General features: G+C 66.5%; 21 protein-coding genes. 8 read left to right on the top strand and 13 right to left on the bottom strand.

Annotation, left to right across the window (positions count from 1 at the left end):
• Nucleotides 1–21: 21 nt before the first annotated feature.
• The 3 genes from Q8S30_RS19330 to Q8S30_RS19340 form a co-directional block, all read right to left on the bottom strand.
• Entirely contained in the window at nt 22–972 is a 951-nt protein-coding gene (locus tag Q8S30_RS19330) for an ABC transporter permease (RefSeq protein ID WP_305667656.1), read from the bottom strand.
• Nucleotides 973–1,041: 69 nt separating this feature from the next.
• The gene (locus tag Q8S30_RS19335) at nt 1,042–2,709 is read right to left on the bottom strand and encodes a peptide ABC transporter substrate-binding protein (protein ID WP_305667657.1); all 1,668 of its coding nucleotides are present in this window, start codon (nt 2,707–2,709) and stop codon (nt 1,042–1,044) included.
• 53 nt (nt 2,710–2,762) lie between these two features.
• Nucleotides 2,763–4,361 carry an ABC transporter ATP-binding protein gene (locus Q8S30_RS19340; RefSeq protein WP_371135556.1) on the bottom strand — a complete coding sequence of 533 codons (1,599 nt, stop codon included), beginning with the start codon at nt 4,359–4,361 and terminating at the stop codon, nt 2,763–2,765.
• 339 nt (nt 4,362–4,700) lie between these two features.
• Between Q8S30_RS19340 and Q8S30_RS19345 the strand changes: the two genes are divergently transcribed.
• From Q8S30_RS19345 to Q8S30_RS19380, 8 genes are all read left to right on the top strand, one after another.
• Nucleotides 4,701–5,324 carry a helix-turn-helix domain-containing protein gene (locus tag Q8S30_RS19345; protein WP_305667659.1) on the top strand — a complete coding sequence of 208 codons (624 nt, stop codon included), beginning with the start codon at nt 4,701–4,703 and terminating at the stop codon, nt 5,322–5,324.
• Between the two features lie 22 nt (nt 5,325–5,346).
• Nucleotides 5,347–6,654, top strand: a complete 1,308-nt coding sequence (locus tag Q8S30_RS19350) for an FAD-binding oxidoreductase (RefSeq protein WP_305667660.1) — start codon at nt 5,347–5,349, stop codon at nt 6,652–6,654.
• Between the two features lie 25 nt (nt 6,655–6,679).
• Nucleotides 6,680–7,606, top strand: coding sequence for a glyoxylate/hydroxypyruvate reductase A (locus Q8S30_RS19355; protein ID WP_305667661.1), 927 nt, complete (start codon nt 6,680–6,682; stop codon nt 7,604–7,606).
• A 275-nt stretch (nt 7,607–7,881) separates the two neighbouring features.
• Nucleotides 7,882–8,817: a galactofuranose ABC transporter, galactofuranose-binding protein YtfQ gene (ytfQ, locus tag Q8S30_RS19360; RefSeq protein WP_305667662.1), complete on the top strand. Its 936-nt coding sequence runs from the start codon at nt 7,882–7,884 to the stop codon at nt 8,815–8,817.
• A gap of 94 nt (nt 8,818–8,911) precedes the next feature.
• Entirely contained in the window at nt 8,912–10,423 is a 1,512-nt protein-coding gene (locus Q8S30_RS19365; RefSeq protein WP_305667663.1) for a sugar ABC transporter ATP-binding protein, read from the top strand.
• On the top strand, nt 10,420–11,442 hold the full coding sequence (locus tag Q8S30_RS19370; RefSeq protein ID WP_305667664.1) for an ABC transporter permease: 1,023 nt from the start codon (nt 10,420–10,422) through the stop codon (nt 11,440–11,442). Before Q8S30_RS19365 ends, Q8S30_RS19370 begins: the two co-directional genes overlap by 4 nt.
• Nucleotides 11,439–12,395 carry a galactofuranose ABC transporter, permease protein YjfF gene (yjfF, locus tag Q8S30_RS19375; protein WP_305667665.1) on the top strand — a complete coding sequence of 319 codons (957 nt, stop codon included), beginning with the start codon at nt 11,439–11,441 and terminating at the stop codon, nt 12,393–12,395. The genes Q8S30_RS19370 and yjfF overlap by 4 nt, the downstream gene beginning before the upstream one ends.
• A 16-nt stretch (nt 12,396–12,411) precedes the next feature.
• Nucleotides 12,412–13,140: a FadR/GntR family transcriptional regulator gene (locus Q8S30_RS19380; protein WP_305667666.1), complete on the top strand. Its 729-nt coding sequence runs from the start codon at nt 12,412–12,414 to the stop codon at nt 13,138–13,140.
• A 6-nt stretch (nt 13,141–13,146) separates the two neighbouring features.
• Here Q8S30_RS19380 and Q8S30_RS19385 read toward each other — a convergent pair whose 3' ends face one another.
• The 10 genes from Q8S30_RS19385 to Q8S30_RS19430 all read right to left on the bottom strand — a co-directional run bounded on the left by Q8S30_RS19385 (nt 13,147) and on the right by Q8S30_RS19430 (nt 24,371).
• Nucleotides 13,147–13,626, bottom strand: coding sequence for a hypothetical protein (locus Q8S30_RS19385; protein ID WP_305667667.1), 480 nt, complete (start codon nt 13,624–13,626; stop codon nt 13,147–13,149).
• Nucleotides 13,627–13,639: 13 nt separating this feature from the next.
• Nucleotides 13,640–14,947: an FtsX-like permease family protein gene (locus tag Q8S30_RS19390; RefSeq protein WP_305667668.1), complete on the bottom strand. Its 1,308-nt coding sequence runs from the start codon at nt 14,945–14,947 to the stop codon at nt 13,640–13,642.
• Nucleotides 14,940–15,623: an ABC transporter ATP-binding protein gene (locus Q8S30_RS19395; protein WP_305667669.1), complete on the bottom strand. Its 684-nt coding sequence runs from the start codon at nt 15,621–15,623 to the stop codon at nt 14,940–14,942. The genes Q8S30_RS19390 and Q8S30_RS19395 overlap by 8 nt, the downstream gene beginning before the upstream one ends.
• A 3-nt stretch (nt 15,624–15,626) precedes the next feature.
• On the bottom strand, nt 15,627–16,052 hold the full coding sequence (locus tag Q8S30_RS19400) for a hypothetical protein (RefSeq protein WP_305667670.1): 426 nt from the start codon (nt 16,050–16,052) through the stop codon (nt 15,627–15,629).
• A 102-nt stretch (nt 16,053–16,154) separates the two neighbouring features.
• On the bottom strand, nt 16,155–17,648 hold the full coding sequence (locus Q8S30_RS19405) for an alkaline phosphatase (RefSeq protein ID WP_305667671.1): 1,494 nt from the start codon (nt 17,646–17,648) through the stop codon (nt 16,155–16,157).
• 150 nt (nt 17,649–17,798) lie between these two features.
• Entirely contained in the window at nt 17,799–19,055 is a 1,257-nt protein-coding gene (locus tag Q8S30_RS19410) for a glycerate kinase (RefSeq protein ID WP_305667672.1), read from the bottom strand.
• Between the two features lie 85 nt (nt 19,056–19,140).
• Nucleotides 19,141–20,403 carry a PQQ-dependent sugar dehydrogenase gene (locus Q8S30_RS19415; RefSeq protein WP_305667673.1) on the bottom strand — a complete coding sequence of 421 codons (1,263 nt, stop codon included), beginning with the start codon at nt 20,401–20,403 and terminating at the stop codon, nt 19,141–19,143.
• Between the two features lie 416 nt (nt 20,404–20,819).
• Nucleotides 20,820–21,197, bottom strand: a complete 378-nt coding sequence (locus Q8S30_RS19420; protein ID WP_305667674.1) for a DUF1850 domain-containing protein — start codon at nt 21,195–21,197, stop codon at nt 20,820–20,822.
• On the bottom strand, nt 21,194–23,290 hold the full coding sequence (locus Q8S30_RS19425; protein WP_305667675.1) for a TRAP transporter permease: 2,097 nt from the start codon (nt 23,288–23,290) through the stop codon (nt 21,194–21,196). Before Q8S30_RS19425 ends, Q8S30_RS19420 begins: the two co-directional genes overlap by 4 nt.
• A 121-nt stretch (nt 23,291–23,411) precedes the next feature.
• Entirely contained in the window at nt 23,412–24,371 is a 960-nt protein-coding gene (locus tag Q8S30_RS19430; RefSeq protein WP_305667722.1) for a TAXI family TRAP transporter solute-binding subunit, read from the bottom strand.
• Between the last annotated feature and the right edge of the window lie 80 nt (nt 24,372–24,451).

Genomic DNA, 24,451 nt, shown 5'->3' on the forward strand with positions numbered 1-24,451 from the left:
CTGTCTCCTCGGGGGCTGGGTTCAGCCCAGGCGGATGCGGGGGTCGACCATGGCGATCACGACATCGGCGATCAGATTGCCAAGCACGGTCAGGAAGGCCGAGAACATCAGGAGGCCCATCACGACCGGGTAGTCGCTGTAGCCAAGGCTATCCAGAAACAGCCGCCCCATGCCGGGCCAGGTGAACACCGTCTCTGTCACCAGCGCGCCGCCAAGGATGCTGGGCAGCTGCATCCCCGCCAGCGTGATCATCGGCAGCAGGGCGTTGCCCACGACATGCTTCATCAGCACCCGCCGCTCGGTCAGGCCCTTGGCGCGGGCGGTCTTGACGAAATCCTGGTTGATCACATCCAGCGTGGCGCTGCGCATGTAGCGGCTCCACACCGCGACATTGACCAGCGACAGCACGATGCTGGGCAGGATCAGGTGGTGCAGGTAGTTCAGCACCGATCCGTCGCCGATGGTGTACATGTTGCCCGCCGGCAGCCAGCCAAGGCGCAGCGAGAAGACATAGATGCCGACAAGGCCGAACCAGAAGGTCGGGATCGACAGGGCGACCATGGCGCCGACGGTGGCGGAATAGTCGAACATCGAATAGCGGTGCGTGGCGCCGCGGATGCCGATCCAGGTGCCGATGCCGATGGCGATCACCGTGGACGATCCCATCAGCAGCAGCGTGGCAAACAGATGCCGCCCGATCACGTCCAGCACCGGAACCCCGTCGCGGAACGAGGTGCCCCAGTCGCCGCGCAGCATCCGCATCAGCCAGTCGAAATACTGCACCGGCAGCGGGCGGTTCAGCCCCATCTGCTCGGCCAGGCGGTCCATGTCGGCCTGCGTCATGCCGGGATCGAGCGCGAATTGCGCCAGTGGGCCGCCGGGCATCAGGTTCAGGATCGTGAAGCCGATGATCGACACGATCAGCAGCAAGATCACGCTCTGCCACAGACGGTTGAGCAGGAAGACCAGCATGGGGCGCCTCGACGGATCAGCGAATTACGGAAGGGTGCCGCCGCCCCGGCCCGGGGCGGCGGCGGCGGATCAGCTGGCCCAGTACCACTGGCCGGCATTCCAGGTCTCGGTGCGGGTATTGCCGTTATGGACGACCCCCTCGATCCCCTCTTTCCAGGCGCGGATCGAGTTGTCCGAGAACAGCGGCAGGAAGGGCAGGTCGGCGCGGACCAGCTCCTGCACCTCGAGATAGATCTCGCGGCGGCGTTCGGGATCGAAGCTCGCGCTGCCTTCGTCCAGCAGCTCGTCCACCCGCGCGTTCTTGTATTGCGCGTTGTTCGACCCGCGTCCGCCCTGCGCGATGATCGCACCCGAGTGGAAGCGGTTGGTCACGTCCGGGTCGGAGCCGATCAGATAGGTGATGCCGACGACGACCGAGTCGAACTGCGACTGCGTCCAGAACTCGCCCCAGATCACGGCGGCGGGGTAGTTCTCGATGGTCATCTCGATGCCCGCCTCGCGCAGGGTCTGCTGCACGAACTGCTGCAGCTGCTCGCGCAGGTGGTTGCCCGAGGTGGTGGAGTTCACGAACGAGAGCCGCACCCCGTCTTTCTCGCGGATGCCGTCCGAGCCCGGAACCCAGCCGGCCTCGTCCAGCAGCTGGTTGGCACGCTCGAGGCTGAATTCGTGCTTGGGCAGGTCGGGGTGCAGATAGGCCGAGGTGCGGGGCATGAAGGTTTCGACCGAATCGGGCAGCCCATAATACAGCGCTTCGATGATCGAGGCCTTGTCGATGGCGGCATAGACCGCCTCGCGCACCGCCAGCTCCTTGAAGACCGGGCGTTCCATGTTCAGGTAGATGGTCTCGACCGAGGTGGCCGGTTCCAGCTTGATCACCTTGCCGGCCAGCGTCTGCGCCTCGGCGTAGTTGTCGGGGGTGATGTACATGCGGCCCAGCAGATCGACATCGCCGCTTTTGAACTGGGTGTAGAGCACGGTCACGTCGGGGATGTACTTGAAGATCAGCTGTTCGATATAGGGGCCCTCGCCGAAGTAGTCCGGGTTGGCCACCAGGCTGATATGGTCGCCTGCGATGCGGTTGTCCCACTTGAACGCGCCGGTGCCGACAGGTGCCTGGTTGAAGGCGGCGGTGTTCGGATCGGCCTCGGCCCCAAGGATGTGCTTGGGCACGATGAAGGTTTCGGTCAGGAACGACAGGTAGGGCGAGAAGGGCTTTTCCATCCGCCAGGTGATCTCGGTCGGGGACACCACGGTCACATCGCGCACCAGCGAGTGGCCGGCGGTGCGCCAGCTGCGGAAGTCGGGGTTCACGATCAGCTCGAGCGTGTACTTGACGTCTTCGGCGGTGAAGGGCGCGCCGTCATGCCAGGTCACGTCATCGCGCAGCATCACGCGCCATTCGAGGCCATCCTCGGAAATGCCGCCATTGGCCTGGCTTGGCACTTCGGCCGCAAGGTTCGGCACGATCTCGCCATCGGGCATCACCCGGAACAGCGCGTCGAACATCGAGAAATGGACGCCGTCATCCACCTCGATCTTGACCATCAGCGGGTTGAAATTGGTGGGTTCCTGCGACAGGCCGACGATGATCCGCCCGGTGGGCGTTTCGGGGGGCGTGGCGGCGAAGGCCGGTTTGCCCAGCAGGTTCGGGGCCAGCAGGCCAGCCGTGCCGGCCGCGCCCATCAGCATGAGCGCGCCGCGGCGCGACATCGTGGTGGGGGTCTTGTGGTGAGCCATTGATCGTCTCCCTGAAGTGGCTTTTTGCCAAGGTCGGAAAGGGGGCCCGGGTCTTAGCTGCCCGGCTGTTCCCCTGGAATCGCCGCCACCAGTTCGCGGGTGTAGGCGGATTGCGGATTGAGGAAGATCTGCGAGGGCGGTCCGCTCTCGACGATCTTGCCGCGTTGCATCACCGCGATCTCGTCGCAGATCTGCGAGGCGACGCGCAGGTCATGGGTGATGAAGATCATCCCGACGCCGGTGTCGCGCTGGATCTTGTCCAGAAGTTCAAGGATCTGCGCCTGGATCGACACGTCCAGCGCCGAGACCGCTTCATCGGCCACCAGCAGCTTTGGCTCGAACATCAGCGCCCGGGCGATGCCCACGCGCTGGCGCTGACCGCCGGAAAATTCGTGCGGATAGCGGCCGAAGGCGCCGGCATCGAGGCCGACCATCGTCAACAGATCCTGCGCCGAGGCGCGGGCCTTGGCATAGGGCACGCCATGCGCGACCGGTCCCACCGTCAGGATATGGCCGATGGTCGAGCGCGGGTTGAGCGAGGCGAAGGGGTCCTGAAAGATCATCTGGATCTTGGGGCGCAGCGCGCGGAAGCGGTCTTCCTTCAGCGCGGCGATGTCGCTGCCCTCGAACAGGATGCTGCCGCTGTCGCTGTCCATCAGCTTGACCAGCAGCCGGCCAAGCGAGGATTTGCCCGATCCGCTTTCGCCGACAACGCCCAAGGTCCGCCCGGGCCAGAGGTCGAAGGACACGCCGTCCACCGCCTTCACCACCCGTTCGGTGCCGAACAGTTTGCTGCCGCTGCGATAGGTCTTGACCAGACCCTCCACGCGCAGAAGCGGTTCGGCTTTGGCAGGGGCCGCGACAGGATGGGCGCGGTCGGTGCCGGTCAGGTGCGGCACGGCGGCGATCAGGCGCTTGGTATAGGGATGCGAGGGGGTGCGCAGTACCGCATCGGCGCTGCCCTGCTCGACGATATGACCCTTTTCCATGACGACGACGCTGTCCGCGATCTCGGCCACGACGCCGAAGTCATGGGTGATGAACATCACGCTCATCCCCTTGCGGGCCTGGATGTCGCGGATCAGCTTCAGGATCTGCGCCTGCGTGGTGACGTCGAGCGCGGTCGTCGGCTCATCCGCGATCAGGATCGAGGTTTCCAGCGCCAGTGCCATGGCGATCATCACCCGCTGGCGCTGCCCGCCCGACAGGCGGAAGGGATACTGGCGATACATCAGCGGCGGATCGGGCAGGCCGACCTCGTCCAGCAGTTCCAGCGCCCGGGCGCGGCGGCTGTCCGGCGTGCCCACCCCATGCGCCATCATCACCTCGGCGATCTGCGCGCCCACGGTCATCAGCGGGTTCAGCGCCGAGAGCGGATCCTGAAAGATCATCGCGATCTTGCGGCCGCGCAGATCGCGCAGCGTTTCGGCCCCCGCGGCGAGGATGTCGGTCCCGCCCATCTGGATCGCGCCTTGGGTGACCTTGATGCTGGGCGGCAGCAGGCCCATCACCGCATGGGCCGTCACCGACTTGCCAGAGCCGGATTCGCCGATGATGCACAGGATCTGCCCCGGAAGCAGGTCGAACGAGATGCCCTTCACCGCATGGGCGCGTTCCATGCCGTCCGGCAGGCTCACGGTCAGATCGCGCATCGAAAGCACCGGCTGCGGCGCGGCAGGATCTGCGGTCTGGAGGGGGTGAGCGCCTGAGTCCGACATGGTCGCTGACTTCCGGTTGATCGTTCAGTTTTGTAAAAACAAGCATATAGTGAATATTGCGGCAAGGGGGTTGTCGGGGGTCATGGCACTTCTCTGACCGCATTCGCATGAGGATCGCATCGCAACATACTGTTAATGCTTATATATATGTGTAACGATTATTATTTACGCGAAACTTTCATCGGGCGGGTCAAACATAGATATTGAATTTTGATGCGACCTCTTTCAATATTGTGTAGAGATGCAGGCACTGCCAAGCCGGAGGACAAGGCGATGGATCAGCGGGCAGAGACCCCGGCGGAGCGGCCCCCCGAGGGGCAGGCCCCGGAGCCCCATGTCGGCTTCACCCTGCGGCGCCTGCGCAAGCAAAGCGGCATGTCCTTGCAGGCGCTGGCGGCGGCTTCGGGCGTGTCGGTGGGCATGATCAGCCAGGTGGAGCGCGGCCTTGCCAATCCGTCCGTGCGGCTGCTGACGGCGCTGCGCCGGGCGCTGAATGTGTCGATGCAGGATCTGTTCGGCGATGCCCCGGCGGCCGGGACGCCCGACAGCGATCCGCCCTTCGTGCGCCGCCGCGAAAACCGCCCCGTGATCAACCTCGGCTCGATCCGCAAGGAGCTGATGACCCCGCCCGACCGGCAGAACCTGCAGCTGATGATCCTGCGGATCGAGCCGGGCGGCGAATCCGGCGGGCGGGCGCTGAGCTATCCCGCGGAAAAGGGCGGCTTCGTGATGTCGGGCCGCCTGACGCTGACCGTCAATGACCAGCGGGTCGAGTTGAACACCGGCGACAGCTTCTGTTTCGACAGCGCCCTGCCCCACAGCCTGTGCAACACCGGCGATGAGCCGGTCGAGGTGCTGTGGATCATCGGCGCCGTGCAATTCGATCGCCACCTCTAGCGCAACCCCCGGAAGGCCGACCATGCAGCAGACCAGCGTAGCGGACAAACGCACCCCCTATTGGTGGGAGGACGCCCCGGTCCGCCCGCTGCCCGAAATGCCGCTGGCCGCAAAGGCCGATGTGGTTGTCGTCGGCGCGGGTTATGCGGGGCTTGTGGCGGCGCTGACGCTGGCGCGGGCCGGCCGGGCGGTGACGGTGCTGGACACGATGAACCCCGGCGAGGGTGCCTCATCCCGCAATGGCGGGATCACCAGCGGCAATATCCGCATGACCTTCGACCAGCTCAAGCGCCGCTATGGCGAGGCCAGCGCGCTGGCCATCGAGGCCGAGGGCAAGGCCGCGCGCGCCTTCACCTATGATTTCATCCGCAGCGAGGGGCTGGACTGCGATTTCCAGCTGACCGGCCGGTTCTATGGCGCCATCGGGGCAGAGCAGTATGAAAGCGCGGCGCGCAGTGCCGAGGCGCTGCACAGGAAGCTGGGGATCGACAGCTTTGCGGTGCCGCAGGCGGAACAGCGCGCCTATATGGGCACTGACTATTACCGCGGCGGCACCGTGCGGATGGATATCGGCGGGCTGCAGCCGGCGAAGTACCATGCCGAGATCCTGCGGGTGACGCTGGCCGCGGGCGCGGCCGTGCATTCGGGCTGCCCGGTGACCAGCATTGCGGCGACGGGCGCGGGCTTTGTCGTCACCACCCCAGCGGGCAAGATCCAGGCGCGGCAGGTGCTGATCTGCACCAATGGCTACACCGATGGTGCGGCCCCCTTCCTGCGCCGCCGCCTTGTTCCCGTGCGCAGCCGCATCATCGCCACCGAGGAGCTGCCGGTGGAGCTGATGGACCGGCTGATGCCCAAGCGGATGATGGCCTCGGAAGGCAAGGTTCTGGGGTTCTACTACCGCCCCTCGCCGGACGGGAAGCGGATCTTGCTGGGCGGCCGCGATGCCTCGCAATCGGGCGACCCGGAGCAACCGACGCTGATGCTGCGCAAGGGGCTGATCGGGCTGTTCCCCGAGCTGCAGGATGTCCGCCTCAGCCACAGCTGGTTCGGCAATGTCGCCATGCACCGCGACATGATCCCGCGGATCTTCGAGCATAAGGGCCTGACCTATGCCACGGGGTTCTGCGGGTCGGGCGTGGTCTGGGCGCCGTGGATCGGCAGCCGCGCCGCGCACAAGCTGATGGGCGATGCGCAGGGCCGGTCCGCCTTTGACATGCGCCCGCCGCCCGCCATCCCGCTCTATAACGGCAAGCCCTGGTTCATGCCGGCCTTCATCCAGGGCTACCGGATGCAGGACCGCATCGCGATGAGCCGCGCCACCCGCTGACCCCCTTCCAGAAAGGCTTCCCCCCGTGACCTTCCTCATCCTGTCCTACCCCGAGCGGGTCGAAACCTTCCGCCGCATCTTTGCCCGCGACCTGCCCGAGGTGAGCTTTGCCAGTGACATGGCCGAGGTTGACCCCGCCGAGGTGCGCTATCTGATGGCCTGGACCTTCCCCGAGGATCTGGCCACGCGCTTTGGCAATCTGGAGCTGATCTTTTCCACCGGCGCGGGGATCGATCAGGTGGTGGGCCTCGATCTGCCGCCGCGTGCGCAACTGGTGCGCATGGTGGAAGAGGGGCTGACGGCCATGGTCCGCGACTATGTGGTGATGGCTGTTCTGGCGCTGCACCGCGATCTGCCGGCCTATCTGGGCCAGCAGCGCCAGCAGGTCTGGAAGACGCGCGACTTTGTCTGGGCCGATCAGCGCCGGGTGGGGATCCTGGGGCTTGGGGAGCTTGGCCGCGCCACCGCCGAGTCGCTGCGCCCCTTCGGCTTTCCGCTGGCAGGCTGGTCGCGCAGCCCGCGCCAGATCGACGGCGTCACCTGCCATCACGGGCCGGAGGGGCTGCGCCAGATTCTGGCCGAAACCGATATCCTTGTCTGCCTGCTGCCGCTGACCGAGGAAACGCGCGGCATCCTGAACGCGGATCTGTTTGCACAACTGCCGCAGGGGGCAAGGCTGGTGCAGGCCGGGCGCGGCGATCATCTGGATCAGGACGCTCTGCTGGCGGCGCTTGATTCGGGCCAACTCTCCGCTGCCATGATCGACGTGACCACGCCGGAACCGTTGCCCGAGGGGCACGCGCTCTGGTCGCATCCCAAGGTGGTGCTTACCCCGCATATCGCCGGGCACAGCCGCCCCGAAAGCGCCGCCGCGGCGACGGTTGCCAATATCCGCCGACATCTGCAAGGGCAGGGCGTGACGGGGCTGGTGGACCGGGCGCGAGGCTATTAGGCCGCGCCCCCGGGGGCCCCGGGGGCCCGGATTCGGATGAGAGACACCCTCGCCATATAGTGCCGGGCCGCCACGGCCGGTCCGGCCCAAGGTGCGCAGCCTCCCCGCGTGATGCGAGAGGCGCGGCCTGAAGCCATGCGCGCCCCGGGGAAAATCCTTGGTGCCCGGCGGCAAGAAAATTATTGATGCAATGTATATTATAGTATTTATTTGTCCTGGGCCTGGGAGGGCCCTCAGGGATCTCGGGAGGATGACCTATGCTTGAAAGAATTCTGATGGCCAGCGTTGCCGTCTTTTCGCTGGGGGCTGGCGTGGCCGGCGCCCAGACCATCGGCTTTTCGCAGATCGGATCGGAATCCGGCTGGCGCGCCGCTGAAACCACCGTGACGATGAACCAAGCCAAGGAGCGGGGCATCGACCTGCGCTTTTCCGACGCGCAGCAGCGCCAGGAAAACCAGATTGCCGCGCTGCGCTCGTTCATCGCGCAGGGCGTCGACGCCATTCTGGTTGCTCCGGTTGTGGCAACCGGCTGGGATTCGGTGCTGGAAGAAGCCGCCGAGGCCGAGATCCCGGTCGTGCTGCTGGACCGCATGGTCGACAGCTCGCCCGACCTCTACCTGACGGCCGTCGGCTCCGACCTTGTCCATGAAGGTCGCGTTGCCGGCGAATGGCTGGTCAGCGCCGCGAATGGCGAGGAATGCCGGGTGGTCGAGCTTCAGGGCACCACCGGGTCATCCCCTGCCATCGACCGCAAGAAGGGCTTCGAGGAAGGCATCGCTGGCGCTGACAATATCGAGATCGTCCGCAGCCAGACCGGCGACTTCACCCGCACCCGCGGCAAGGAAGTGATGGAAAGCTTCCTGCAGGCAGAAAACGGTGGCGCGGATATCTGCGCGCTCTACGCCCATAACGACGACATGGCCGTGGGCGCGATCCAGGCGATCAAGGAAGCCGGGCTGAAGCCGGGCGAGGACATCCTTGTCGTGTCGATCGACGCCGTGCCGGACATCTTCCAGGCGCTGGCGGCGGGCGAGGCAAATGCCACGGTCGAGCTGACGCCGAACATGGCTGGCCCGGCCTTCGATGCGCTGGAAGCCTACTTCGCCGATGGCACGATGCCCGAGAAGTTCATCCAGACCGAATCGAAGCTCTACACGCAGGCCGATGATCCGGCTGGCGAGTATGAGGCCCGCAAGGATCTGGGTTACTGATCTTTGATCGGCACAACGCCCGGGGCACTCCCTTGCCCCGGGCGTTGTTCGTGCAAGGCGTTCCGCCTGCCCCCCTTGCTGGGTGAGACATCCGATGCTGTTATCGACACGCGACCTGACCAAGTCTTTCCCGGGCACCATCGCCCTCGACCGCGTCAATTTCGGCCTGAAGGCGGGCGAGGTTCATGCGCTGCTGGGAGAGAACGGGGCGGGGAAATCCACCTTGATCAAATGCCTCACAGGCGCCTATCGCCGCGACTCGGGCGATATCCTGTTCGAGGGCAAGCCGATCTTCCCGCAAAGCACGCTCGAGGCGCAGGCCATCGGGATCGGCACGGTGTACCAGGAGGTGAACCTGCTGCCGAACCTGACGGTGGCGGAAAACCTGACCCTTGGCCATCAGCCGACCAGGTTTGGCATGATCCGCCCCCGCGCGATGCAGGCGCTGGCGCAGGAGATGCTGGCGGGCTACGGCCTCGATATCGACGTGCGCCGGCCGCTGGAAAGCTACTCCGTCGCCGTGCAGCAGATCGTCGCCATAGCCCGCGCGGTGCATCTGTCGGGCCGGGTGCTGATCCTCGACGAGCCGACCGCCAGCCTCGATGCGCGCGAAGTGCAGATGCTGTTCGACGTGGTGCGCGACCTGCGGGGGCGCGGACTGGGGATCATCTTCATCTCGCATTTCCTCGACCAGGTGTTCGAGATTTCCGACAGCTTGACGATTTTGCGCAACGGCCGCCATATCGCCACCCATCCCGCTGCCGATGTGGACCGGATGCAGCTGATCACCCTGATGCTGGGGCGCGAGCTGGAAGAGGAAACCTCGGTCCGCTACCGCCCCGAAGTGACCGGGACAAGCGCCGATGCCATCCGCTTCACGGGCGTCGGCCGCCGCGGCCGCATCGCGCCCTTTGACCTGACGGTGCGCAAGGGCGAGGTGATCGGCATGGCGGGCCTGCTTGGCTCTGGCCGCACCGAAAGCGCCGAGGTGCTGTTCGGCGCGGTGCCGAGTGACAGCGGCACTGTGGAGGATGCGAACGGCGCCGTCGACCTGCGCAACCCGCGCAGCGCCATCGCCGCCGGCTTCGCCTTCGCGCCGGAAGATCGCAAGACCGACGGGATCATCGCCGAACTCAGCGTGCGCGAGAACATCATCCTTGCGCTGCAGGCCCGCCAAGGCTGGGCCCGCCCGATCCCGCAGGCCGAGCAGCAGCGCATGGCGGACGACTATATCGCCCGGCTCGACATCCGCACGCCCGATGCCGAAAAGCCCGTGGGCCTGCTGTCGGGCGGCAACCAGCAGAAGGTGATCTTGGCGCGTTGGCTGGCGACCAACCCGCGCTTCCTGATCCTTGATGAGCCCACCCGCGGCATCGATGTCGGCGCCCATGCCGAGATCCTGCGGCTGATCGAGGATGTGGTGGCGCAGGGCATGTCGATCCTTGTCATCTCGTCGGAGCTGGAGGAACTGGTGGCCGTGTCGCACCGGGTCATCGTGGTGCGCGACCGGCGTCATGTGTCGGAACTGACCGGCGCCGATGTCAGCCCCGACACCATCCTGCGCGCCATCGCCGCGCCCCATACCACGCTGGAGGCGATGGCATGACCGGATCCACCCTTCTTCGCCGGATCGCCCCGCAGCTGCTGACGCTGGCCGCGGTGATCGTGCTGGTCAGCATCTATTACCCGGCCTTCTATCAGATCGTCTATGTCAACGACCGGCTGGTCGGCATCCCCATCGACGTCATCAAGCGCGGCGCGCCCGTGGCGCTGCTCGCCATCGGCATGACGCTGGTCATCGCCACCCGCGGCATCGACCTGTCGGTCGGCGCGGTGATGGCGATCTGCGGGGCGAGCGCCGCATGGTCCATCGACCAAGGCTACGGGATCGGTGCCGCGCTTGGCATCGCCGGGGCGGCGGGGCTGGTCTGTGGGCTGTGGAACGGGGTGCTGGTTGCCTTCTTCGGCATCCAGCCGATTGTCGCCACGCTGATCCTGATGGTGGCGGGGCGCGGCGTCGCGCAGCTGATCACCGGCGGCACCATCCTGACCTTCGACAGCGACACCTTCGCCTTCCTTGGCTCGGGCACCATGATCGGCGTGCCGGTGCCGACGGTGATCTGGATCCTGACCGGGATCGGGTTTGGCCTGCTGGTGCGGCGTACCGCGCTGGGGCTGCTGGTGGAATCCATCGGCGTGAACCTGCGGGCCAGCACGCTGGCCGGCATCAACAGCCGCGTGCTGCTGATTGCCGTCTACATGGGCTCGGGCTTCTGCGCCGCGCTGGCCGGGGTCATCGCCACCGCTGATATCCGCGGCGCCGATGCCAACAATGCGGGCCTGTGGCTGGAGCTGGACGCGATCCTTGCAGTGGTGATCGGCGGCAACTCGCTTCTGGGCGGGCGCTTCTCGATCCTCGCCTCGCTGCTGGGGGCGATGATCATCCAGACGATCAACACCGGCATCCTGCTTGCGGGCTTCCCGTCAGAGTTTAACCTGGTGATCAAGGCGGTGCTGGTGATCGTGATCCTTGTCCTCCAATCGCCGCGGTTCATGCCGTATCTGGAGCTGCTGGCATCCCGCTTCAAACGGTCCTCTGTGACAAGGCTGGAGGCAGGGGAATGAACATCCGTGCGCTGCCGCTTTATGCAACGATTGCCATCTTCCTGCTGGCCTACCTCATCTGCTACATGCAGTTCCCGGCGATGCTGTCGACCCGCGTCATCGGCAACCTGCTGACCGACAATGCCTATCTGGGCATCGTCGCGGTGGGGATGACTGTCGTCATCATCTCGGGCGGGATTGACCTGTCGGTGGGGTCGGTCATCGCCTTCTCGGGCGTGTTCATCGCCGTGCTGCTGCGCGAGACCGGGATGCACCCGCTGGCCGCCTTCGCGCTGCTGCTGGCGATCACCACGCTCTTCGGCGCGGCCATGGGTGGGATGATTCACCTGCTGGCGATGCCGCCCTTCATCGTGACGCTGGCGGGAATGTTCCTGGCCCGCGGCGCCGGCTACATGCTGACCATCGATTCCGTGCCCATCGACCATGCGTTCTACGAGACGATGCAGCGCGCCTATTACCTGATGCCCGGCAAGGGGCGGCTGACGCTGCTGGGGGTGACGATGCTCGCCTCGGTCATCCTTGGCATGATCCTGCTGCACCGCACCAAGTTCGGCACAAATGTCTATGCAATCGGCGGCGGCGAGGCGACGGCGCGGCTGATGGGCGTGGCGGTGGGGCGCACCACGGTGCTGATCTATGCCTTCTCGGGCTTCATGGCCGGCCTCGCGGGGATTGTGTTCTCGGTCTACACCTCCGCCGGCTATCCGCTGGCGACCGTGGGGGTGGAGCTCAACGCCATCGCCGCCGTGGTCATCGGCGGGACGCTTCTGACCGGGGGCAGCGGCTACATGTTCGGTACGCTGATCGGCGTGCTGACCATGGGCCTGATCCAGACCTACATCGTCTTCGATGGCACGCTGTCGAGCTGGTGGACGAAAATCGTGATCGGGGCATTGCTTCTGATGTTCATCCTGCTTCAGAAGGGGCTGCTGCGGCTGCGTATAAGCCATTAACGGGTAAGGGTGTGCTATGTCCGGTCTGCTTCTTGACGGGTTGAACGAGGCGCGGGTGCGCAACAGCCACGGGCAGGTGGTCGAAGGCATCGGGCGCGCCATCGTCAGCGGCACCTATCCGCCGGACACAGTCTTGCCGCGCGATGAAGAACTGGCGAGCCAGTTCGGCGTGTCGCGCACCGTGTTGCGCGAGGCGATGAAAACGCTGACCGCCAAGGGCATGATCATCGCCCGCACCCGTGTGGGCACCAAGGTGCGCCCCCGGCAGGACTGGAACCTCTTCGATGCAGAACTGCTGATCTGGCATCTTGATACCCAAGCCGGGATGGAATTCCTCGACCAGCTCTACGAGATGCGCCTGACGATGGAACCTGCGGCGGCGGCGATGGCCGCCCACCGGGCCGGGGCGGGCGATATCGAGACGCTTTACACTCATGTCGAGGCGATGCGGACCGCCGAGAGCAACAAGGCCTTTGCCCTTGCTGACCTTGCCCTGCATCGCGGGATCATCAAAGCCTCGGGCAATGTGTTCATGCATTCGGTGGGCACGTTGATCGAGGCGGCCTTGCTGACGGCCTTCCGGCTCAGCTCGCCCTCATCGGAACCCGCGATCCAGCAGGATGTGTCGGCGGCGCATCTGCGGATTGTCGAGGCCATCGCCCGGCGCGATCCGGCGGCGGCCGAACAGGCGATGCGCAATGTCATCTTGTTCGGCCAGCGCCGGATTTCCGATGTGGTGAGCTGAGGGGCTTCAGTGGTTGTGGCCGGCGTGGCTGTGGGCGGTGGCCCCAGCCTCGCCGATCTCGACATGGGCGGGCAGATGCTGGCCGCCGACTTCGACCTCGATCTCCAGCTCTGCGCCCGGGGCCAGATCCATCGGGACCGAGGACCAGCGAAGCGCCAGCACCTTCGGCTCCAGATCCACATCCGCCCCTGCCGGGATCGGCAGACCCGGCAGCACCGTCCAGGCCTCGCCCGCGGCACCGTAGCTGAAGCCCACCAGCTCCAGCTCTTGCCCGTCTGCCTCGCCCCCGGTCAGCAGGGCCTCGGCGGCAGAGGTGTTCTCGACCTCCATGTAGACCAGCGCGTCGGCGCCCTTCGCGGTGGCGGGTGTCCAGGCGTGGAGGACGCGCAGACCCTCTGCCTCGGCGACGTGGTCGTCATGGTCGTGTGTCTCGGCAAAGGCCGGGGCGGCGGCGATCAGCAGGAGGGAGAGCAGGCAAGCACGCATGGGGAACCCCTTTTCAGGTGCGAAGGTCGGTCAGAAGCGGGCGGCGGACGGCCAGCCAGGCGGGCAGCAGCGCCATGAACAGGGTCAGGCTGATGAAGCCAGCGACCAGATGCGCCTCGGGCCAGCCAAGGTTGGCGGTCACCAGCACATCGGTGCGGGCGGTGACGACGGCCGAGATGCCCCGCGCCGCGACCCAGCCAAGCGCGAGGCCGAGGGCCGCGCCCGACAGTATCAGCGCGGCGGAATAGGCCCAGACCACCGCGAAGACAAAGCGCAGCGGTGCGCCGATGGCCCGCAGCAGGGCAAGGCTGCGCGCGATCAGCCGTACCATGATCATCAGCCCGATCAGCACCGACAGCGTCACCAGTACCTGCGTCAGTACCGCCATCAGTGACATCGCGGACCGCACATCCCGCATCAGCCCGTGCAGCTGAGCCAGCACCGTGCCCGGGAAGAACGCCATCAGGTCGTTGCGGGTGAAGCGCGATTTCAGCGCGTAATTGCCCCACAGTTCCGTCGCATGGACCAGCACGGCGGGGGTGCCCGGCATCATCTCGGGCACAAAGGGCGGGCCGATGCGCGAATCGTCCGGCGCGTGGCCATTGGCAAGGCCATGCACGGCCCAGACCCCTTCCACCGGCACCAGCAGCGCGCGGTCCCAGGGGCTGCCGGTCGGGGCCATGCGGCCGGTGACGGCATAGGCGAAGCCCTCATGCGCACCGCCCTCTGCCCCCGGCCCGTGGCCATGCGCCGGGGTGAAACTGCCCCCGACATCCACCGGGGCATAGGCGCCCGCCACCGCCTCTTCGGCCGTGGCGAACACACGCCCCTCGGCGAGCGGCCCGGCCAGATGGCTGACGAAATCCACCGTCGTGCCCACCACGGGGGCGCCTTGATAGCTGTCGCCAAAGGCGATGGGGGCGGCGAAGGCTACGCCCTCGGCCCCCGCAATCTCGGCATATTGGGCGCCGGTGACCAGCGCCATGTCGGAGGGTTGCAGATAGACCGAGGCGAGCATGACCGTGACCTCGCTGCCCGGCGCCGCCACGATCAAGTCGAACTTCTCGGCCGCGCGGGCCGAGCCTTGCCGCAGCCCCCGCTCCTGCGCCAGAAGCCCGACCCCAAGGCCGACCGACACCGCGATCAGCGCCACGAACAGCGTGTTGACCCAAACGAAGCGCCGCAGCATCGCGCCGACCAGCGGCAGCGGGCGCAGGCCGCGCAGCACCAGAGCCCCGGCCAGCAGCCCCGGCGCGATCAAAGCCAGCGCAAAGAGCACGTCTTGCAAGGCGGGAGGGAGGGAGGCCCAGAACTCAGCCATCGCTATCCTCGACAATCTTCCCATCGGCGATGGTGATCTGCCGCCCCATCCGCGCCGCCAGCCCCGCGTCATGCGTGACGGTGATCAGCGTGCGTCCGCCTTCCGCCGCCAGCCGCACCAGATCGGCACCAAGCGCATCGGCATTGGCGCGGTCGAGCGCGGCGGTCGGCTCATCGGCGAGGATCACCGGTGGGCTGCCGGCCAGCGCGCGGGCCACGGCGATGCGCTGCCGCTCGCCGCCCGAAAAGCTGTCCACCGCCCGCGACCCCGCCTGACCCAGCCCGAGCGCCGCCAGCCATTGCGCGGCAGCGGAGCGGATTGGCGCGCGGTCGGCCTTGGGGGCAAAAGCGCTGGCCAGCCCGGCATTGCCAAGCGCCGAAAGCTCCTCGAACAGATGGCAGTCCTGAAAGATCAGCCCCAGCGTCTCGCGCCGGAAGCGGGCGCGGGCATCCTCGGTCAGCGCGGCGATGTCCTGCGCGCCCCAGATCACCCGGCCTGCGCTGGGGCGCACCAGCCCCGACAGCACATGCAGCAGCGTCGATTTCCCCGCGCCCGAGGCACCGCGCAGCGCAAGGCTTTGACCCGCGTCCAGCGTCAGCAGCGGCACGTCCAGCAGCACCCGCCCCTCGCGGCTGGTCACGCGCAGGTTCTCAACATGCAGGGCAGGGGCCGTCATTCCTCAGGCCCGCGCGAAGGTGGCATCAGTCAGGCGGACCTTGGAGTAGAACCCCAGCTCCGGGTCCACCGCGTCCCCCAGCTCCAGCACCCCGGTCACGGTGATCGGTACGTTGAAGGGGATCACGTCGACGACCCGCTTGGCATAGACGGCCAGGATGTCATCGGGCCAGGGCATCCCCGGCTCGCAGAAGGGACAGACCGCCATCGGCGTCTTGGTCAGCACGAAGAACACCGAGTCTGCCTTCAGCGGCGGCGCCATGAACCCGGCCACGGTAAGGCGGCCACCTTCGGCGGCCAGCGCCAGATCGGAAAAGCTCAGATCCTTGTTGTAAAGATCGCGAAGCTTCACCGGCTCTTCTGCGGCGAAGCTCAGGCGCGGCGACAGCACAAGGGCGGGCAGGGCGGCAAGCAATGTACGACGAATCATGTCTGGTCTCCCGTTCTGGCACCTGAGTGCCAGTGCGGTGCAACGCCCGCATGAAAAAAGCGGACCCCGGTTTCCCGGGGCCCGCGTCATTTTGGCCGCCGATTACTCTGCGGTGACAGCGTGGTTCATCACGTGGAAGATCACGTTCTGCTCGATCACGCCGCCGAAGAGGTGCGACCAGGGACCGCGGGCGAACACCGCGACGTCTTCACCCGAGTGGGTTTCCGACGACATCGGGATCAGCGCCTGCTGGATGTAGTCCGGGTCGGTGGCCTCTTCTTCGGTCAGGTCAGGACGCGAGCCCGAGAAGGTCTTGTCTTCCTGCTCGACCAGAACCGAACCCACGCCGTTGAGGTAGCCGGCAACGGTGTAGGGCTTGCCGTCGGCGCCGAGGTTCGGCGTGCCGTTATGCTCGATGCCGGCTTCGTTCTCTTCCATGCACAGCCCGAGGATGTTCGAGCCGCGGCCGCAATAGCCGTTGAAGGCGATCGCATGTTCATGGTCGGCGGTGACGATGATCAGCGTTTCTTCGGCGTTGGTCAGTTCCATCGCCTTGGCGATGGCATCGGCGAAGGCCTTGCCGTCCACCAGCACGCGGTGCAGGTTGCCATCGTGGTTGGCATGGTCAACGCGGCCAGCTTCGACGGCCAGGTAGAAGCCGTTCTCGTTGCCTTCGAGGCCCTTGATCGAGGCTTCGACCATCTCGGCCAGCGAGGGCTCGCCGGTGCGGTCCTGCTCGTACTTCATGTGGCTGGCTTCGAACAGGCCCAGAACCGGGGCGTTGTTGCCCATGGTCAGCGCGGCGAAGTCTTCGTCGGCGAACACGACCTGCGCGCCGGCAGCGGTGGCTTCGTCCACCAGGTTGCGCCCGTCGGTGCGCTTGCCGGGCTTTCCTTCGGCATCGGTGACTTCGGTCGGCAGGAAGTGGGCACGGCCACCGCCCATGGCGATGTCGATCACGCCGGCCTTCATCTGGTCGATCAGCTGGCTGGCGATGTCCTTCTGGGCGCAGCCCTCGGGGATACCGGTGTTGTCTTCCCAGTCACGGCTGACGGTGCGCGAATAGACAGCGGCCGGGGTGGCGTGGGTGATGCGCGCGGTCGAGATGACGCCGACCGACTTGCCCATTTCGGTGACCATTTCGGCGAAGGTGGTGACGCCAGCTTCGAGGCCGGCGGCGCAGTCCTCAACAGCGACGCTGTCGAGCACGTTGATCATGCCGTTCTTGCCCTTGACGCCGGTGTTCATCGCCATGGCGGTGGGGGCGGAGTCCGGGGTCTGGCCGTTAGACGAGTAGGTCTTGACCAGCGCGACGTTCGGGAAGGTCTCTTGCGGCTGGATGTAGTCATCGCCGAGGCCGCCGGCTTCTTGACCCGAGAACAGGCGGATGGCGTAGTTGGTGCCGACGCCGTTGCCGTCAGCCGTGAACAGGATCACGTTCTTGGCCTTGTTGGTGTTCGGCTGAAGGGCGAGGCGCTCTTCGATGGTCGCCTGACCGGCCTTGAACCAATCGGAGGTCGCCTGCGGCAGGTCCTGCGCGAAGGCGCCGGTCGTCAGGCCGAGGATGGCCGCGGTCGAGAGAAGAATCTGTTTCATGGTGGTGCTCCCCTGAGAAACTCCGCGGACCCTAGGAGCGCCACATGACACGGATGTGATCAGGAGTGAATTTATGTGTGACATCAAAAGGTTATGATATAACATTGTGAATGGGCGGTGGCGGCAGGCTGCACACGCGATGTGCCGCGGCTACAGGATCAGCAGCGCGCGGAAATCATTGACGTTCGTCAGCGTCGGCCCGGTGACGACCTGCCCGCCAATCGCGGCAAAGAAGCTGTGGGCGTCGTTGCGCGCCAGCGCCGCCGCGGCGTCCCATCCGGCGCTGTGGGCGGCTTTCAGCGTATCGGGGCCAATCCTCGCGCCCGCCACCTCTGCCGCGCCATCCACGCCGTCGGTGTCGCAGGCGAGGGCGTGGATGCCCCCGGCGCCGTCCAGCGCGAGGGCGAGGGCGAGGCAGAACTCGGCATTCGGCCCGCCGATGCCATCCCCGCACCGGGTGACGGTGACCTCGCCGCCCGACAACAGCACCAGCGGCGGCGCCCCCGGGGCGCGGCCCGCCTGCAGTCGCAGCGCAAGGGCCGCCTGCGCGCGGGCCACCTCGCGCGCCTCGCCCTCGATGGCGTCGCCAAGGATCCGCACCTCGCACCCCGCCGCCCGGGCCAGTTCCGCCGCCGCCTGCAGCGATTGGGCGGGGGCGGCGCAGATGGTGTTGGTGACGCGCGACAGCCGCGGATCGCCGGGCGGGATGACGCGGCTGCCGCGGGTCAAGACGGCGGTCACGCTGGCGGGTACCGTCACGCGCCACCGCTCCAGCACGGCCAGCGCGTCCGCGGGGGTGGACCCATCGCCAACGGTGGGGCCAGAGCCGATGAAGGCCGGATCATCGCCCGGCACGTCCGAGATCATCAGCGCCAGCATCCGCGCGGGATAGGCCGCCGCCGCCAGTTGCCCGCCCTTCACCCCGCTCAGATGCTTGCGCACGATGTTCATCTGCCCAATGGGCGCGCCCGAGGCCAGCAGCGCCGCGTTGAACGCCTGCTTCTCGGCCAGCGTCACGCCCTCCACCGGCGCACAGAGTAGTGCCGAGGCGCCGCCCGAGATCAGCGCCAGCACGAAATCCCCGTGCCCCAGCCCCACCAGCAGGTCCAGCATCCGCACCGTCGCCTCAGCCCCCGCAGTATCGGGCACCGGATGCGCCGCCTCCACGATCTCGATCCCCCGGCAGGGGCGGGCATAGCCATAGCGGGTGATGACCAACCCCTCGCAGGGCCCCCACTCCGCCTCCACCGCCTCGGCCATCCGGGCGCTGGCCTTGCCGGCCCCTACCACGACCACACGGCCCGCCGGTTTGGGCGGCAGGAAGGCCGCCAGAGAGCGCATCGGGTCTGCCACCTCGACCGCACGGTCGAAGAGCGAGGTCAGTAAGTTTTGAGGCTCAAGGGGCATCGGCGGCCTGTGAAGAACATGAAAAAGCCGGCACCCGAAGATGCCGGCCCCAAGCTATCCCATCGCCAACGTCACGGCGAGCGGATCAATCCTCGCGCGTTAGCCGGATGATTTGCGAACTGCCGGACTGGCGATCCTCGGTCACCGCATAGACCGCGCCATCGGGGGCGACCTTCACGTCACGGACGCGCGCGTTCAGTGGCACCCGCTCCTCATAGGATACGCGGTCGCCGTCCAAGTGCGCGACCACAACGCCTTGCGACACCAGCCCGCCGATCAGGAACGCCCCCTGCCATTCGGGGAACTCCTCGCCCTCATAGTAGGCCATGCCCGAGGGCGCGATCACCGGGTCCCAGTAATAGACCGGCTGCTGCGTGCCCTCCATCGCGGTGACACCGTCTCCCACGACCTTGCCGCTGTATTCGACGCCATAGGTCACCTCGGGCCAGCCATAGTTCAGCCCGGCTTCCGGCATGTTCAGCTCGTCGCCGCCGCGGGGGCCGTGCTCCACCGTCCACAGCCGCCCCTCGCCATCCAGCGCGGCGGATTGCAGGTTGCGGTGGCCAAGGCTCCAGATTTCGGGCAGCGCGCCTTCGGTGCCGATGAACGGGTTGCCCTCCACCGCCTCGCCCTCGGGCGTGATGCGGAAGATCTTGCCAAGGCCGCTGGCCAGCTCCTGCGCCTGCGCGCGGGGTTCCGCGTCCGACCGCTCGCCCACGGTCACATAGAGGTCGCCCTCGGGGCTGAACACCAGACGCGAGCCGAAATGCTTGGTGTTGTCGTAGGTCGGCTGCTGCTGGAAGATCACCTGGACATCCTCGAGCGTGCCGCCCCCCGCCTCATCCGGCACCAACGTCGCTGCGGCGACCGAGGTGCCGTTGCCGCCTTCGCGCGGCTCGGCATAGGAGAAGTAGATGCGGCTGCTCTGCTCAAAGTCCGGGGCAAGCGCCACGTCCAGCAGGCCACCTTGGCCGCTGGACACGACCCCGGGCACGCCCTCGATCGCAGGGCCGGCCTCGCCCTCGGCACTCACGATATGCAGCGCGCCTTCCTTGGCGGTCACCAGCATCCGGCCGTCGGGCAGGAATTCCAGCGCCCAAAGCTGCGGCAGCCCCTCGGCGACCACCTCTTGCACCACACCCGGCATCTCGCCCGGTTGCGGCGCGCGGGTCTGGCCGATGAAGGCAGGCTCCTGGCTCGGCGCATTCGGCTCGGCGGTTTCCACGGGCAGGCCGGCAGGGGCGCCGTCTTCAGCGGTCGCCAGCGCGAGGTGCGGGAAGGCGACAAGGCCGGCGGTGAGGCTGGTGGTGATCAGGGCGCTGGTCATCAGGCGCGGCAGTCGGGTCATCTGGAACTCCCTCTGGAATTACACCCCGACAGGCCACGGGGCCCGCCGAAGCAAGGAGCACCATCGCCCCTTTGCAGAGATAACCCCTGGCAGCGCCGTGGGTTACGTCGGGAGGGATCAAGATGAAGTTATCGACGGCCGTGACAGCCCCTAGGGGGGGACTGCAGCGCGCCACACACAAAAACGCCCGCGGCAGATGATACCGCGGGCAGCACTCATTACGCGTCTTATTCGTTATACCATATATAAATGGATGACAAAAAAGAAACAAAAATAAGAGATTTGCCACTTTGTCGGGCCAAATATGGCAACTTTGGCAGTATATTTCGCGCATGAGTTGAATAGCCGCAGAGGCATTGCACGTCAAAGCAGATTCTGCGCCCGATTGGGGGTCGGTCAGGATTTCGGCAATGGGCTCAGCCGCCCGCGCTGCACTCTCGCGCCTGCCACAGCCGCAGGGGTTCACCTGCCGCCGTGCCCAGCATGAGGCATTCGTTCCGGGCGCAGAGCCGCCAGCCGCCCCCCGTCGCACCGGAAGCCGCCAGGAACACCTCGTGCTGCGGCGGCAGGTCTGGCCAGTAGTGCCAGCCATCAGCGCGCAGCACCGCGTCGGGCGGCGGCTCCATCCCGGCGCCAGAGCCTGAGATGCGCGCCTCGACCGGGCGCAAGCCCTCGGCTGTCACCTCCCACCGCTCCCACCATTCGGTATGGGCGACGGAATGTGACCAGCTGAGGGTGAAGCTGCTGGCGACAAGGGCGATGACCTTGCCGCCGGCAGCGATGCACAGGCTCATGCCGTGCGCGGTGTCGCGCGGCGCGCCCGCAGCCAGTGCTGCAGCACGAAGAGGGCGGCAAGGGCGAAGCCGATCTCGTCCGTCATCGGCAGCGCCACGATCAGCGAGACGCCTGCGGCGAAGGCCAGCAGCCGCTCCCACATCTGCGCCGGGCGCAGGAAGTAGCCGACGACGGCCACGCCCCACAGCCCGATGCCGAGGCAGGCCTTGGCGAAGATGAAGATCACCTCGACCGGGTAGCCATAGGCATCCGCGATCGGGCCGCCATCTTGCAGCATCAGCGCCGGGGTATAGACCGCCATGAACGGGATGACGAAGCCCGCCGCCGCCAGCCGGATCGCCTGAAGCGAGATCTTGAGCCCCGACGACTTGGCAATCGGCGCCGCCGCGAAACAGGCCAGCGCCACCGGCGGCGTCAGGTCGGCCATGATGCCGAAGTAGAAGACGAACATGTGGCTGACCAGCAGCGGCACACCCAGCTCCATCAGTGCCGGGCCGGCCAGCGACGAGGTGATGATATAGTTCGGGATCGTCGGGATCCCCATCCCCAGCACGAGGCAGGTCAGCATGGTCAGCACCAGCGACAGGAACAGGTTGTTCTCGCCAATGGCAATGATCGCGCCGATGAAGGTAGAGGCGATGCCGGTCAGCGTCAGCGTGCCGATGACGATGCCGACGATGGCGCAGGCGATGCCGACCGGCAGCGCGTTGCGCGCGCCCTGGGCCAGCGCATCGCGGATGATGCCAAGCGTGGGGCGGGTGCCCTTGAAGACGGCGCAGGCCAGCACCAGCACACCGATCACCAGCGCCAGGAAGTTCACCCCCAGCTCAAGGAACGCGGCCGAGGCAAGGCCGAGCGCCACCCAGAACACCACGCGGAAGGCAATCGGCCCGATCATCGCCGCCAGCGGCGTGCCAAGGATCAGCACCGTCACCAGCGCGAGGCCCATGGTGCCTGCAAAGATCGGCGTGTAGCCCGCGAACAGCAGGTAGACCAGTGCCGCCAGCGGCAGGATCAGCGGCCATTGCTCGCGCACCGCCTGCCACGGGTTCGGCAGCTCGGCCTTGGCCAGGCCCTTCAGCCCGGCGCGGCCCGCCTCCAGATACACCATCCAGAACACCACGCCGAAATACAGCACCGCGGGCAGGATCGCGGCCTGCACCACGGCGGCATAGGGCACGTTCAGCGTCTCGGCCATGATGAAGGCCACCGCCCCCATCACCGGCGGCATGATCTGCCCACCCATCGAGGCCGTCGCCTCTACCCCGCCGGCAAAGGAGGACCGGAAGCCGAAGCGCTTCATCAGCGGGATGGTGAACTGGCCCGAGGCGACGACATTGGCGACGCCAGAGCCAGAGATTGTGCCCATCAGCGCCGAGGACAGGATCGCCACCTGCGCCGGCCCGCCGCGCACGCCGCCGACAAGGCCAAGCGCGAAATCGTTGAAGAGGTTGAGCATCCCGGCGCGTTCCAGGAAGGCCGCGAACACCACGAAAATGAAGATATAGGCGCTGCTGACATAGACCGGCGTGCCATAGATGCCCTCGGTCCCGAACGAGAAATGCTCGATGATCTGCGCGAAGTCATAGCCGCGGTGGATGAACGGCGCCGGCAGGTGCTGGCCCAGGAAGCAATAGGCCAGGAAGATCCCGGCGATGATCGCCAGCGGCCAGCCCATCAGCCGCCGCGCGCCGATGAACACCAGCACGATCAGCGCGGTGCCCACCACGAAATCGGCCGTGGTCAGGAAGCCGGTGCGCTGGATGATGTCTTCGTAGAACACCCAGTTGTAGACGCCTGTGGCAAAGCCCAGAACGCCAAGCGTCCAGAAGTAAATCTGCCCGATGCGGTTCTTGGCGATCAGGTTGCCGACCAGCCCCATCCCCAGCAGCAGCAAGAAGCCCACATGCATCGCCCGCACCACCTGGCTGGGCAGGGTGCCATAGGCGGCGACCCAAAGCTGGAACAGCGCGAAGACGACGGCGATCCAGAAGGCGATGGATCCCATGATGCCGGTGCCAAAGCCCGGGGGCAGGCCCTCGACGGCCTCTTCGGTCACGGGTTCCGGTGTGGCGTGGAGCGTGGCGGACATAGGGGAAACTCCGGGGGAAATGAAACGACGCGCCCTGCGCCGGGGGCGCTGACCGGGGCGGCAATATAGGGGGCAAGCAGGTCCGGGCGGCATCACGCCGCCCGGACAGCACCTCGGCTAATTACTTGATCAGGCCGATCTCGCGATAGTAGCGCTCGGCGCCCGGATGCAGCGGGATCGACAGGCCTTCCAGCGCGGTTTCCGGATTGATGTTGCCGGCAGCGGAGTGAGAGGCCTTCAGACGGTCGAGGTTGTCGAACATCAGCTTGGTCATCTGGTAGGCGGTCTCTTCCGACACGTCTTCATGCGTCACAAGGATGTTGCCGACGGCAGCGGTCGGCACGTCGGCATCCTGCCCGGTATAGGTGCCGGCGGGGATGACGGCGGGCACATAGGGCGCACCGATGGACTCCACGACCTCGGCCGGGATGCCGACAAGCGTGATCTCATGCGTGGCCGACAGATCCTTGATGAATGCAACGCCAAGGCCCGAGGATTGCAGCGTGGCCTGCAGCTGGCGGTTCTTGATCAGCTCGGCAGATTCCGCATAGGGCAGGTACTCGACCTTGCCGAGGTCGTCATAGGTCATGCCGGCGGCAGCGAAGATCGCCCGCGCGTTCAGCTCGGTGCCCGAGGCCGGCGCGCCGACCGACAGGGTCTTGCCGCGCAGGTCTTCCAGCGTGGTCGCGCCGGCCGAGGCTTCGGCGACGATCTGGATGTAGTTCGGATAGATCGCGGCGATGGCGCGCAGGTTGGTCAGCGCGTTGGGGAAGCCCGCTTCCGCGTTGCCTTCCCAGGCGAATTTCACGGAATCGCCAAGCGCGAAGGCCAGCTCGCCCTTGCCCTGCGCCAAGAGGTTCAGGTTCTCGACCGAGGCCTTGGTGGCCTGCACCTGGGTGCGCGCGCCCTCGATATTCTCGGCATAGATCTCCGACAGGCCAACGCCGAGCGGGTAATAGACGCCCGAGGTGCCGCCCGTGAGGACGTTGATGAACTCCTGCGCCAGCGAGGCTTGCGGCGCAAAGCCAAGCGTCGCCCCAAGGACGGCAGCAGGTACGAATTTTCCGGTGAAGTTGAACATGCAGTTTCCTCCCGTAGCATGGTCGATGATCGCAAAAGCCTGCACCGGGGCGGCGCGTGGGCAAAGCACTTCCGGCGGAA

Source organism: Frigidibacter sp., assembly GCF_030695035.1.
GTDB lineage: Bacteria > Pseudomonadota > Alphaproteobacteria > Rhodobacterales > Rhodobacteraceae > Frigidibacter.

What these genes read in the sequence shown, in the direction of transcription:
- Q8S30_RS19330 (WP_305667656.1), bottom strand. Translation starts at nt 972, where the DNA reads ATGCTGGTCTTCCTGCTCAACCGTCTGTGGCAGAGCGTGATCTTGCTG.
- Q8S30_RS19335 (WP_305667657.1), bottom strand. Translation starts at nt 2,709, where the DNA reads ATGGCTCACCACAAGACCCCCACCACGATGTCGCGCCGCGGCGCGCTC.
- Q8S30_RS19340 (WP_371135556.1), bottom strand. Translation starts at nt 4,361, where the DNA reads ATGCGCGATCTGACCGTGAGCCTGCCGGACGGCATGGAACGCGCCCAT.
- Q8S30_RS19345 (WP_305667659.1), top strand. Translation starts at nt 4,701, where the DNA reads ATGGATCAGCGGGCAGAGACCCCGGCGGAGCGGCCCCCCGAGGGGCAG.
- Q8S30_RS19350 (WP_305667660.1), top strand. Translation starts at nt 5,347, where the DNA reads ATGCAGCAGACCAGCGTAGCGGACAAACGCACCCCCTATTGGTGGGAG.
- ytfQ (WP_305667662.1), top strand. Translation starts at nt 7,882, where the DNA reads ATGGCCAGCGTTGCCGTCTTTTCGCTGGGGGCTGGCGTGGCCGGCGCC.
- Q8S30_RS19365 (WP_305667663.1), top strand. Translation starts at nt 8,912, where the DNA reads ATGCTGTTATCGACACGCGACCTGACCAAGTCTTTCCCGGGCACCATC.
- Q8S30_RS19370 (WP_305667664.1), top strand. Translation starts at nt 10,420, where the DNA reads ATGACCGGATCCACCCTTCTTCGCCGGATCGCCCCGCAGCTGCTGACG.
- yjfF (WP_305667665.1), top strand. Translation starts at nt 11,439, where the DNA reads ATGAACATCCGTGCGCTGCCGCTTTATGCAACGATTGCCATCTTCCTG.
- Q8S30_RS19380 (WP_305667666.1), top strand. Translation starts at nt 12,412, where the DNA reads ATGTCCGGTCTGCTTCTTGACGGGTTGAACGAGGCGCGGGTGCGCAAC.
- Q8S30_RS19385 (WP_305667667.1), bottom strand. Translation starts at nt 13,626, where the DNA reads ATGCGTGCTTGCCTGCTCTCCCTCCTGCTGATCGCCGCCGCCCCGGCC.
- Q8S30_RS19390 (WP_305667668.1), bottom strand. Translation starts at nt 14,947, where the DNA reads ATGGCTGAGTTCTGGGCCTCCCTCCCTCCCGCCTTGCAAGACGTGCTC.
- Q8S30_RS19395 (WP_305667669.1), bottom strand. Translation starts at nt 15,623, where the DNA reads ATGACGGCCCCTGCCCTGCATGTTGAGAACCTGCGCGTGACCAGCCGC.
- Q8S30_RS19400 (WP_305667670.1), bottom strand. Translation starts at nt 16,052, where the DNA reads ATGATTCGTCGTACATTGCTTGCCGCCCTGCCCGCCCTTGTGCTGTCG.
- Q8S30_RS19405 (WP_305667671.1), bottom strand. Translation starts at nt 17,648, where the DNA reads ATGAAACAGATTCTTCTCTCGACCGCGGCCATCCTCGGCCTGACGACC.
- Q8S30_RS19410 (WP_305667672.1), bottom strand. Translation starts at nt 19,055, where the DNA reads ATGCCCCTTGAGCCTCAAAACTTACTGACCTCGCTCTTCGACCGTGCG.
- Q8S30_RS19415 (WP_305667673.1), bottom strand. Translation starts at nt 20,403, where the DNA reads ATGACCCGACTGCCGCGCCTGATGACCAGCGCCCTGATCACCACCAGC.
- Q8S30_RS19420 (WP_305667674.1), bottom strand. Translation starts at nt 21,197, where the DNA reads ATGAGCCTGTGCATCGCTGCCGGCGGCAAGGTCATCGCCCTTGTCGCC.
- Q8S30_RS19425 (WP_305667675.1), bottom strand. Translation starts at nt 23,290, where the DNA reads ATGTCCGCCACGCTCCACGCCACACCGGAACCCGTGACCGAAGAGGCC.
- Q8S30_RS19430 (WP_305667722.1), bottom strand. Translation starts at nt 24,371, where the DNA reads ATGTTCAACTTCACCGGAAAATTCGTACCTGCTGCCGTCCTTGGGGCG.